Origin of the sequence: Amycolatopsis thermoflava N1165 (genome assembly GCF_000473265.1) — a bacterium.
GTDB classification, from domain to species: Bacteria; Actinomycetota; Actinomycetes; order Mycobacteriales; family Pseudonocardiaceae; genus Amycolatopsis_E; species Amycolatopsis_E thermoflava.
This window is the reverse complement of sequence record NZ_KI421511.1, coordinates 7444509-7454822: the sequence shown is the minus strand read 5'-3', so window position 1 is coordinate 7454822 and position 10314 is coordinate 7444509. Positions and strand designations below refer to the sequence as shown.

Annotated in this window: 10 protein-coding genes; 6 read left to right on the top strand and 4 right to left on the bottom strand. The window is 73.9% G+C overall.

Annotated elements, in window-relative coordinates; genetic code table 11:
• Window positions 1-444 precede the first annotated feature (444 nt).
• Window positions 445-792, bottom strand: coding sequence for a hypothetical protein (locus AMYTH_RS46385; RefSeq protein WP_051362930.1), 348 nt, complete (start codon window positions 790-792; stop codon window positions 445-447).
• A 56-nt stretch (window positions 793-848) separates the two neighbouring features.
• Between AMYTH_RS46385 and AMYTH_RS47315 the strand changes: the two genes are divergently transcribed.
• The 3 genes from AMYTH_RS47315 to AMYTH_RS0136980 all read left to right on the top strand — a co-directional run bounded on the left by AMYTH_RS47315 (window position 849) and on the right by AMYTH_RS0136980 (window position 4003).
• Window positions 849-1610, top strand: coding sequence for a TetR family transcriptional regulator (locus tag AMYTH_RS47315; protein WP_051362929.1), 762 nt, complete (start codon window positions 849-851; stop codon window positions 1608-1610).
• 122 nt (window positions 1611-1732) lie between these two features.
• Window positions 1733-3127, top strand: coding sequence for a Dyp-type peroxidase (locus AMYTH_RS0136985; RefSeq protein ID WP_027934445.1), 1395 nt, complete (start codon window positions 1733-1735; stop codon window positions 3125-3127).
• A gap of 90 nt (window positions 3128-3217) precedes the next feature.
• A complete protein-coding gene (locus tag AMYTH_RS0136980; protein WP_027934444.1) occupies window positions 3218-4003 on the top strand; it encodes a DeoR/GlpR family DNA-binding transcription regulator in 786 nt (261 codons plus the stop codon).
• 269 nt (window positions 4004-4272) lie between these two features.
• On the opposite strand, the gene AMYTH_RS0136975 is transcribed toward AMYTH_RS0136980, so the two are convergent.
• Together AMYTH_RS0136975 and AMYTH_RS0136970 are read right to left on the bottom strand one after the other, a co-directional pair.
• The gene (locus AMYTH_RS0136975) at window positions 4273-5745 is read right to left on the bottom strand and encodes a cobyric acid synthase (protein WP_027934443.1); all 1473 of its coding nucleotides are present in this window, start codon (window positions 5743-5745) and stop codon (window positions 4273-4275) included.
• Window positions 5742-6671: a cobalamin biosynthesis protein gene (locus AMYTH_RS0136970; protein ID WP_051362928.1), complete on the bottom strand. Its 930-nt coding sequence runs from the start codon at window positions 6669-6671 to the stop codon at window positions 5742-5744. Before AMYTH_RS0136970 ends, AMYTH_RS0136975 begins: the two co-directional genes overlap by 4 nt.
• A 36-nt stretch (window positions 6672-6707) precedes the next feature.
• On the opposite strand from AMYTH_RS0136970, the gene cobU reads away from it, so the two are divergent.
• From cobU to AMYTH_RS0136955, 3 genes are all read left to right on the top strand, one after another.
• Window positions 6708-7328, top strand: a complete 621-nt coding sequence (cobU, locus tag AMYTH_RS0136965) for a bifunctional adenosylcobinamide kinase/adenosylcobinamide-phosphate guanylyltransferase (RefSeq protein WP_027934441.1) — start codon at window positions 6708-6710, stop codon at window positions 7326-7328.
• Complete coding sequence (gene cobT, locus AMYTH_RS0136960) at window positions 7325-8350, top strand: nicotinate-nucleotide--dimethylbenzimidazole phosphoribosyltransferase (protein WP_027934440.1); 1026 nt, start codon at window positions 7325-7327, stop codon at window positions 8348-8350. The genes cobU and cobT overlap by 4 nt, the downstream gene beginning before the upstream one ends.
• 75 nt (window positions 8351-8425) lie before the next feature.
• Entirely contained in the window at window positions 8426-9178 is a 753-nt protein-coding gene (locus tag AMYTH_RS0136955) for an adenosylcobinamide-GDP ribazoletransferase (RefSeq protein ID WP_027934439.1), read from the top strand.
• Here AMYTH_RS0136955 and AMYTH_RS0136950 read toward each other — a convergent pair.
• Window positions 9161-10297: an MFS transporter gene (locus tag AMYTH_RS0136950; protein ID WP_228685119.1), complete on the bottom strand. Its 1137-nt coding sequence runs from the start codon at window positions 10295-10297 to the stop codon at window positions 9161-9163. The two genes, AMYTH_RS0136955 and AMYTH_RS0136950, sit on opposite strands and share 18 nt — an antisense overlap.
• Window positions 10298-10314: the final 17 nt, after the last annotated feature.

Genomic DNA, 10314 nt, shown 5'->3' with positions numbered 1-10314 from the left:
CGAACCCTCTGCTCGCGCACGAGCAGAGGGCTCAGTACGCCGGTCCCGTAGGCCGCGCAGGTTCCGCGAGGCGCGCCGCGAGGGGCGCCGCGCCACGCGCGCCGCTATTCCCGCCCGTCCCGTCGCGCGCGGTGGGGCAGCACCACCGCCGCAATGGCGGGAGGCCCTCAGACTGGACCTCTGCTTTCGCTCGCGAGTTTCAATTGCAGCACCCCGAGTGCCGGAGCGCCCCGAGGCCCGCCGCGCCACGCGCGCCGCTACGTTCCGCCACCGAGCTAGGCGTCGCGCGCGATGGACCAGCGCCACCGCCGCAATGGCGCGAGGCCCCCAGGCGAACCCTCTGCTCGCGCACGCGAGTTTCGCGTGCAGCCCCCGAGCCCGGCGTGCCGCTACCTCCGCCCGTTCCGCCTCGCAGCTAGGCGTCGCGCTCACGGCGGAGCAGTATCACCGCCACCAGCCCCGCGATCGACGGCGCCAGTCCCACCACGCCGAGCCACGTCGGCACCAACTGTGCGCCGTACTGATCGTCAGGTTCGTGACCGTCAGCGCCGTGCCGAGCACCAGCAGCGTCACGGCCAGCGGCCACGTCCAGCGGCGGCCGCGGCGGTGCGCCCACTCCGTCCCGAGCCAGCCGAGCGCGCCCAGCACCCCCACCGTCACCAGGTATGCGGTGACCGGCGTCGCAGCTTGGCCTGCCCCGTCCGGCCGGTAGGCCGCATACACCCCGCGCAGGTGCGCCGCCAGCGAATCCGCCGAGGCGACCGCCGCCGCGATCGTGCCCAGTTGCAGCACCAGCCCGGCCCACAGCGTCGCGGCTGCCCGGTTCCGACCAGGAGACGCAGCGACGCATGCTGGCCACCGCGGCCGAGGTCGTGGCCCGCACCGGGCTCACGGTCGACCTGGACCACCTCCCGTTCGAGGGGCTGATCCGCCAGGCCGGCGTCGCGCGCAGCGCGGTGTACCGGAAGTGGCCGAACAAGGAGGCCTTCCTCGGCGACCTCCTCCTCGAACTCGCCCGCGGCCAGGCCCCGCTCGGCGCGACGGGCGGGGAGGCGGCAGGCGCCCTGGTCCGGCGGATCCTCCTCGCGCGGCTGGACACGCTCACCATCCCGGACGGCCGCCGCGCCGCCGCCGCGGAGCTGGTCCGCGAGAGCGCACTCCAGGACTTCCGGCACCTGCTCGGCTCGCCGGTGTGGCAGACCTACCCGGCCCTGACCGCGACCGCAGCCGGCCTTCCCGACGGGGACCTCCGCGACCAGGTCGTCGCGGCGCTGGCCGACTCGGAGCGCACGTTCACCGCCCGGATCGCGCAGCCACCGCGGGGTGGCGGACCTGCTCGGGCTGCGGCCGGCAGGCGTGTCGTTCGAGACCATCGCCCACCTCGGCAACGCGCTGGTGCGTGGCCTGATCACGAAGGCGACCACCACGCCGGAACTGGCGGAGCAGCGCACCGCGGCCACGATCGCCGGGGCCCGCGCTCGGCCTGGTCGCGATCACGCAGACCTACCTCGAACCCGGCCCGGACACGTGGACGCGCGCCGAGCTGGACCGGCTGCGCGCACGCCTGGAGAGTGACGCCGACCCGTTCGACCCCTGAGCCGATCGGGTGAAAACCCGCCCGATCCGTACTTGGCCGCCACTCAGCGCGACTTAGGAGCAGGTGACGGCGCCGCACGACAGGGGCCTCGCGGCGCCGCCACCGTAACTGGGGAGAAGCCAAGAGGGGGCGTACATGCCTGTCGACCTGTCCACCACGCTGTCCTGGAAGTCCGCCACCGGTGAAGCGGCCGCCATGCTGGACGAGCTGCAGCCGAACATCCTGAAGGCGCACGTCCGGGACCGCCTCACCGTGTTGTTCCTCGGCTTCGGCGACCCCGCCGAAGCCCGCGCCTTCCTGAAGGGGCTGAGCGGGCTGATGAAGTCCGCACGGATCCACCTGCAGGAGGTCGAGGCGCACAAGCTCACGAAGACAGGCGGCACGCCCTACCTGGGCGTCGGCCTGACCGCGCACGGCTACGCCACGCTCGGCGTCACCGCGCCGGCCGACCCGTCGTTCACCGCGGGCGCGAAGGCGGCGGTCGAGAAGCTCGCCGACCCGGCCGTCGCCGAGTGGGAGGGCCACTACCAGCAGACGATCGACGCCGTGCTCCTCCTCGGCGACGCGACCGCCGGACCGGTCCGCACCCTGCGCCGCCAGGTCGAGGCGCTGCGCCCGGCGTCGGTGACCGTGCTGGGCGAGGAGTCCGGGCTCGGGCTCGCCAACGCGAACGGTGACGGCATCGAGCACTTCGGCTACGTCGACGGGCGCAGCCAGCCGCTGTTCCTCACCGAGGACGTCGACGCCGAGCGGGACACCACCGACGGCGTCAACGACTGGGACCCCTCGGCGCCGCTGGAGCAGGTCCTCGTGCCCGACCCGGCCGCGCCGGACCCGACCGTCCACTTCGGAAGCTACTTCGTGTTCCGCAAGCTGGAGCAGAACGTCCGGCTGTTCAAGGAGGCCGAGCACGATCTCGCGCACGACCTCGGGCTGCGCGGCGAGGACCGGGAGCGGGCAGGCGCGATGCTGGTCGGCCGGTTCGAGGACGGCACCCCGCTGACCGTGCAGAGCGCGCCCGGCTCGCACCACCCGGTCGGCAACGACTTCAGCTACGACAGCGACAAACTGGGCCAGAAGTGCCCGTTCCACGCGCACATCCGCAAGACCAACCCGCGTGGTTCGGGTGGCGCGGAGGCGCCGGAGGAGGAGCGCAAGCACCTGATGGCCCGGCGCGGCCAGACCTACGGCCGCCGCCACGACGACCCGAACGCGGACCTGCCGCCGCGGCTGCGCCCTGCGAAGGACGTCGGCCTGCTGTTCATGGCCTTCAACTCGAACCTGGGCAACCAGTTCGAGTTCACGCAGCAGATCTGGGCGGACAACCCCGCGTTCCCGTTCCCGCCGGACGGTTCGCGGCCGGGTCTCGACCCGGTCATCGGGCAGGGCGCGCGGGCACCGCAGAAATACGCCCCGGAATGGGGCCACAACAACGTGGTCGAGGCGACCGATCCCATTCCGCAGGCGGTCACGATGAAGGGCGGCGAGTATTTCTTCATGCCGTCACTTGCCTTCCTGCGGAGTCTGTGAGTGAAATTCCGACAGCCCGCCGGATTTCCTCGCGGCGGCTGTTGCGGTGATCGGGTTTCCAAGGCGCGCGCGAGGCGGTATTACTTATGCGTGGACAGGCATGAGCGGCTGAACACGCTGCTCGAAATGATCGGGCAGCAGGGGCGGATCGAGGTAGACCAAGCGGCGGCGAAACTGAACGTTTCCCCCGCCACGATCCGGCGCGATCTCGATCATTTGGCAGGCCGCCAATTGCTCACCAGAGCCCGGGGCGGCGCCGTGCCCGGCAACGTCGCCTACAACCTCCCCGGGCGCAACCACGCCGACCGGCACTCGGTGGAAAAGCGCCGCATCGCCGAGGCCGCGGCCCGGCTGGTGAATCGGGGAATGGTGATCGGGTTCAACGGCGGCACCACCACGACCGAGGTCAGCAGGGCGATCGCCAGCCGCCCGGATTTCAACGACCGCGGCAGTTCGCCGGTGCTGACGGTGGTGACGAACGCGGTGAACATCGCGCACGAGCTGACCGTGCGGCAGAGCATCCGGCTGGTCAGCACCGGCGGGGTGGCGCGGCCGCAGTCGTTCGAGCTGACCGGGCACCTGGCGGGGATGGTGCTGGAGGAGGTCAGCCTGGACCTCGCGTTCATCGGGGTGGACGCCGTCGACCCGCTGCGGGGCGCCTACGCGCACCACGAATCCGAGGCGGCGATCAACAAGCTGCTGGCGCACCGCGCGAAGAAGGTCGTGGTGGTGACCGACAGCTCGAAACTGGGCGCCTACGCGTTCGCCCGCATCTGCCCGACGCTCGACATCGACCTGCTGATCACCGATTCGGCCGCCGAGCCGAGTCTGGTGTCGGCCTTCGAACTCGAGGGCGTGCGGGTGACGCTCGTCTGAGCTGAAACGCGCTGGCCGCGTTCAGCCCGCACTGGCATCACCCGGCAGGCCGCGCCCGAACCGCCGCAGCCGTCGCTCGACCACATCCGCCCAGCCGAACCCCGGTGCCAGCACCGCGGGCAAGCCACGCTCACACGAAGCGCACCGGCGCCGGCCCCGCAGGCGAGCGCCACTCACCCCACCCAGCACGCCGCGCCCCGGACAGCCGCAACCGCACCACCACATCCCCGGCCCATCCCAGCGGCAGCGACCACAGGCGAGCACCACGCTCAGCGCACGCCGGGCAGCCCCTCCGGCGCCCCACGCTCGATCAACCGCAGCAAGGCATCCGTGTCCAGGCGCTCCTCGACGGCGTCCGCGAGCCGGTCCAGCATCGACTCGCGCAGGGTGGCGAACCCGGGCGCGTCCCCGGCCGGCGACCAACTCACCCCGGCCTGCGCCGCCGCCTCGGCGAGCCACGCCCGGCGGAAACCGTCGTTGTCCAGGGTGCCGTGCCAGGTCGTGCCCCATACCGCGCCGCGGCGCCAGCCGTCCAGGAACGGCTCGGCCGCACCAGTCGGCGTCGAGCTGCCGTGGTGGATCTCGTAGGCCGCGACCTCGTGCCCGCGCCACCGCGCGACCGGCCTGCCGAGCACCTTGTCCGCGCTGAACGACACCCGCGTCGGCAGCAGGCCGAGCCCCGGCACCGTGCCCGCGCCCGACTCGACATCGTCCACAATGGTCTCCGCCAGCATCTGGTAACCGCCGCAGATGCCGAGCACCGGGCGCCCCGCGGCGGCCCGCGCGGCCAGCGCCGGCTCCAAGCCACGCTCCCGCAACCACCGCAAATCGCCCACTGTGGCACGCGTTCCGGGCAGCACCACCAGGTCCGCGGCCCGCACGGTGTCCGGGTCCACGGTCAGCGTGACCGTCACGCCCGGCTCGGCGGCGAGCGCGTCCACGTCGGTCGCGTTCGACGCGCGCGGGAACCGCACCACGGCAACCCGCAGACCACCGGTGGCCTGCTGCTCGTGCCGCCAGCCCGCCGCGGCGAGCGCGTCCTCCGAGTCGATCCACACCCCGTCCAGCCAGGGCAGCACCCCCAGCACCGGCCGGTGCGTCAGCTCCGCGATCCGGTCCAGGCCGGGCCGGAGCAACGCCTCGTCACCGCGGAACTTGTTCACCACCCAGCCGGCGAGCAGCGCCTGGTCCGCGGGCTCCAGCAACGCGACCGTGCCGTACATCGCGGCCAGCACGCCGCCGCGGTCGATGTCGCCGACCACCACGACCGGCAGCCCGAACCGCCGCGCCAGCCCCATGTTCACGTAGTCGCCCTGCCGCAGGTTGATCTCGGCGGGGCTGCCCGCGCCCTCGCACACGACGACGTCGAACCGCGTGCGCAGCTCGTCGAAGGCCTCGAAGGCGATGCGCGCCAGTTCACGGCGGCCGGTGGCGAACTCGCCCGCTTCCAGCGTCCCGAACGGCTTGCCGAGCGCGATCACGTGGCTGCGCCGATCGCTGCCCGGTTTCAGCAGCACCGGGTTCATCGCGGCCTCCGGCTCCACCCCGGCCGCGACCGCCTGCAGCCACTGCGCGCGCCCGATCTCCGCGCCGTCGGCGCAGACCATCGAGTTGTTCGACATGTTCTGCGCCTTGAACGGCGCCACCCGCAGCCCGCGGCGCGCGAGCCACCGGCAGATGCCCGCGGTGACGAGGCTCTTCCCGGCGTCCGAAGTGGTCCCGGCGACCAGCAGGCCCCTCATCGCGCCACCGCCGCGGCCAGCGCGAGCGCAGCCAGCCCGACCGCGCGGGACAACCGGACGGCGCGCCGCAGGTCGCCCGCGTCCGGCGCCGGGCCGTCGCCGAGCGCGCCCCGGTCCTCGACCCGGCCGGCGTAGGTGTTGACGCCGCCCAGCCGCACGCCGAGCGCGCCCGCGAAGGCGGCCTCGATCTGCCCGGCGTTCGGGCTCGGGTGCCGCGCGGCATCGCGCCGCCACACCGCGAGCGACCGGCCGGGGCGGCCGCCCACCACGCGTGCGCACGCGGCGGTGGCGAGCGCGCCCAGGCGGGCGGGCAGCAGGTTGGCGAGGTCGTCACCGCGCGCGGCGGCCCAGCCGAACCGCTCGAAGCGCGGCGTGCGGTGCCCGACCATCGCGTCGAGTGTGTTGAGCGCCCGGTACCCGAGCAGCCCCGGCACCCCGGCCACCGCGCCCCACACCAGCGGCGCGACGACGGCGTCGCTGGTGTTCTCGGCGATCGACTCCGTCGCGGCCCTGGCCAGGCCCTTCTCGTCCAGTTCGGCGGCGTCGCGGCCGCACAGGTGCCCCAGCCGCTGCCGCGCGGCGGGCACGTCGCCCGATTCGAGCCGGACCGCCATCGCCTCCCCCTCCGCCGCCAGGCCCCGGCCGCCGAGCACGGTCCACGTGGCGAGCGCCGTCACCGCCACGCGGGCTAACGGCCGCCGGGCGGCGGCCTGGGCGAGCACGCCGAGCCCCGCCGCGGCACCGACGCAGGTCGCGGCGTATGCGGTGCCGCGGGCCCGCGAATCGGCCCAGACACGCTGCTCCAGCGCCTTCGCCGCGCGCCCGAACAGGGCGACCGGATGCCCGCGGCGCGGATCACCGAAGGCCGCGTCCAGCGCATAACCGGCCACAAGGCCGACCGCGGTCAACGATCTTGCATACACCACACACGGGACGGTAGCCCGTGCACGACAATGCCGGGTATGACCAAGCTGACCCAGCGGCTGGCCGCCTCATTGGAGGCCGCCGCCCGGCTGCTCCGCCGGTACGGGGACGACGAGGCGAAGGTGCTGGTCCTGGGCGGGGTCCGCTCGGGCAAGTCGCGCCACGCCGAGCGTCTGATGGCCCGCCATCCCGAAGTCGTCTACGTCGCGCCCGGCCCGGTGCCTGCCGGCGACGACCCCGAATGGGCGGCGCGGATCGCGCTGCACCAGGCCCGCAGACCGGCGAACTGGCGCACGGTCGAAACCGGCGACCTCGCCACGACGGTCCGGAAGGCGTCGCGGCCGCTGCTGATCGACTGTCTCGGCACCTGGGTCACGCGGGTGCTCGGCGACGTCGGCGCGTGGGACGCGAAGAACGGCTGGGAACTGCGGCTGGACGAGCGGATGGAGGAGTTCCTCGAGGCGTGGCGGATCGCGCACGTGCCGATCGTGGCGGTGACCAACGAGGTCGGCATGGGTGTGGTGCCCGCGACAGCCTCCGGACGGCTGTTCCGTGATGTGCTGGGTGCGCTCAACGACCGCGTCGCGGCCCAGGCGGACAGCGTCCAGCTGGTGGTGGCGGGGCGCGTCCTGCACCTCGACGAAAGGGCTCGGCTGTGACCAGCTTCGACATTCCCGCACCGGACGCGGCCGCGCACGCCGCCGCACTGGAACGGCTGGACGCGCTGGTCAAACCCGTCGGCGCGCTGGGGCGGCTGGAGGAGCTCGCCGCGTGGCTGTGCGCCGCGTCCGGGCAGGTCCCGCCGCCGCCGATCGAGCGGCCGCGGGTGGTCGTGTTCGCCGGGGACCACGGGGTGAGCCGGCTGTCGGCGTACCCGCGTGAGGTGACCGCGGCGATGGTGCGGGTGTTCCTGGCGGGCAAGAGCGGGGTCAACGTGCTGGCCCGCGAGGTCGGCGCGGGGGTCCGGGTGCTGGACATCGCCGTCGACGACGACCTGTCCGACGTGCCCGCGGAAGTGCGGGCGTGGAAGGTCCGGCGTGGTTCCGGGTCGATCGAGGCCGAGGACGCGCTGGAAACAGGCGAGGCGGCGCGGGCCTTCGAGGTCGGCCGCCGGGTCGCCGACGCCGAGGTGGACGACGGCGCGGACCTGCTCATCCCCGGTGACATGGGGATCGGCAACACCGCGGTGGCGGCGGCCCTGGTCGCCGCGGCGCTCGGGGTACCCGCCGAAGAGGTCGTCGGCACCGGGACGGGTGTCGACGAGGCTGGGCGCGCGCGGAAGGTCGCGGTGGTGCGGGCCGCGGTGGAGCGGGCCGGGGAGCGGGTGTCGGACCCGTTCGAGCTGCTCACGGCGCTGGGCAGCGCGTGCGCCGCCGCGACGGCCGGTTTCCTGGTGCAGGGCGCCGTCCGCGGGGTGCCGGTGCTGCTGGACGGGGTGTTCTCCGCCGCCGCGGCCGTAGTGGCCGCGGAGATCGCGCCGGAGGCGGTGCGGTGGTGGCTGGCCGGGCACCGGTCGACGGAGCCGTCGCAGGCGGTCGCGCTGAAGGCGCTCGGGCTGACGCCCATCGTCGACCTGGGCCTGCGTCTCGGCGAGGGCAGCGGAGCGGTCCAGGCGATCCCCACCCTGCGCGCCGCTCGGGCGATCATCGCGGACATGGGTCTGCTGGCCGACCTTGCCTGAGCTTCGCGACCGTGCCGGATGCAGGCGCGCCCGGCACCGCCGGATCACGCGCCGGCGGCTCGCGGGAGGCCGGCCGTGATCGGCGATGCGCTGCGGATGGCGCTCGGCACCCTGACCGCCCTCCCCGTCCCCGCGCCGCGCACCATCGACCGGCGCGTCGCGGGCGGGGCGATGCTGCTGGCGCCGCTCGCCGCGGTGCCGCTCGCCGTTTTGGCCGGGCTCGTCGTCCTCGCGGGGGACGCGCTCGGGCTGCCCGCGATCGCCGTGGCGGGGCTCACGGTCGGCGCGGTGGGCCTGGCCAGCCGGGGGTTGCACCTGGACGGCCTCGCCGACACCGCGGACGGCCTCGGCGCGTCCTTCGACCGCGAGCGCGCCCTGGAGATCATGCGCCGCGGCGATTCGGGTCCCACCGGGGTCGCCACGCTCGTCCTCGTGCTGATCGTCCAGTGTGGAGCGCTCAGCGGCGCGATTTCCGCCGGGCACGGGGTCACCGCCGCCACCGCCGGCACGCTGATGAGCCGCTGGGTGCTGGCGCTGTGCTGCACCCGCGGGGTGCCGTCCGCCCGGCCCGACGGCCTCGGCGCCACCGTCGCGGGCAGCATCCGTCTGCCGTGGACGGTGGCGACCCTGTGTGCCGCCGCCGGTTTCGCCACCCTGGCGCCCGGGCTGGAGTGGTGGCGCGGCCCCGTCGCGGTGGCGGCCGCCGTCGCCGCGGCCGGGCTCGTGTTGTGGCGCTGCACCACCCGGCTGGGCGGCATCACCGGGGACGTGCTCGGCGCGTGCGTGGAGATCGCGGCCGCCGCAGCCTGGCTAGCGCTGGCGCCGTAGCGTGAGGAGCAGCGAGGCCGCCGTCAGCGCCACGCCGAACCAGACGACGCTCGTGACGCCCAGGTGGTCGGCGAACAGCCCGCCGAACAGCGCGCCGAGCGCGATGGACGTGTTGTAGGCCATGGTGTTCAGCGACATCGCGGCCTCGAACGTCTCCGGCGCGGCCGCGAGCGTCATGTTCACCTGGCACAGCTGCACGGCGCCGAACGACAGTCCCCAGAGGACCATCGCGACCACCGCGCCCGCCGGCCCGCTGCCGATCGTGAGCAGCAGCAACATGGACACCACCAGTCCCGCGCAGCCGACGAGGAAACTGCCCCGCAGGCTCCGGTTCACCGTGTACCCGGCGGCGAAGTTCCCGACCGCCCCCGCCGCGCCGAAGACCATCAGCACGACGGTGATGAACACCGGCGGCGCGGAGGCGTTCTCCTCCAGGTAGGGCCGGACGAACGTGTACGCCCCGAAGTGGCCGAGCACGAACAGGACGACGGTGCACAACACCCGGCGCAGCGGGAGGTTCCGGACCGGGAGCGCGAACACCTCCCGGACGGGCACCGCGTTGGCCGACGGCAGCGACGGCACGACGATGGCGACCGCGAGGAACACCAGCACGCTCAGCCCGGCCCAGATGAGGAACGTCGTGCGCCAGTCGGTGAGGCTCTCCACGACGGTCCCCAGCGGGATCCCGGCGACCGTGGCGATCGAGATGCCGGACATCACGACCGCGGCCGCCCGGCTCGCGTGGCGTTCCGGCACGATGCGCATCGCCATGCTCACCCCGATGGCCCAGAACACGCCGCTGGCGAACCCCATCACCAGGCGCGTCGCCAGGATCAGCGGGTAGCTCGGCGACACCGACGTCACCAGGTTCCCCAGCGCCAGCACAGCCAGCAGCGCGGACAGCAGGATGCGCCGGTCGACCCGCCGGGTCCACGCGACGATGAACGGCACGCCGAGACCGGCCGAAACACCTTGCAGGGTGACCATCAGCCCGGCGACGCCCACGGTGACGCCGAGGCTCGTGCTGAGCGGGGTGAGCAGACCGACCGGCATCAACTCGGTGGTGAGGAAGACGAACAGGCTCGCGGTGATCGCCGCGACCCCCGACCACGCTCTCACGGGCGAGAGCGGGCGCA

Bases quoted from the DNA above. Each gene is read 5' to 3' on its own strand.
- AMYTH_RS0136975 (WP_027934443.1), bottom strand. From the start codon at position 5,745: ATGAGGGGCCTGCTGGTCGCCGGGACCACTTCGGACGCCGGGAAGAGC.
- AMYTH_RS47315 (WP_051362929.1), top strand. From the start codon at position 849: ATGCTGGCCACCGCGGCCGAGGTCGTGGCCCGCACCGGGCTCACGGTC.
- cobU (WP_027934441.1), top strand. From the start codon at position 6,708: ATGACCAAGCTGACCCAGCGGCTGGCCGCCTCATTGGAGGCCGCCGCC.
- AMYTH_RS0136985 (WP_027934445.1), top strand. From the start codon at position 1,733: ATGCCTGTCGACCTGTCCACCACGCTGTCCTGGAAGTCCGCCACCGGT.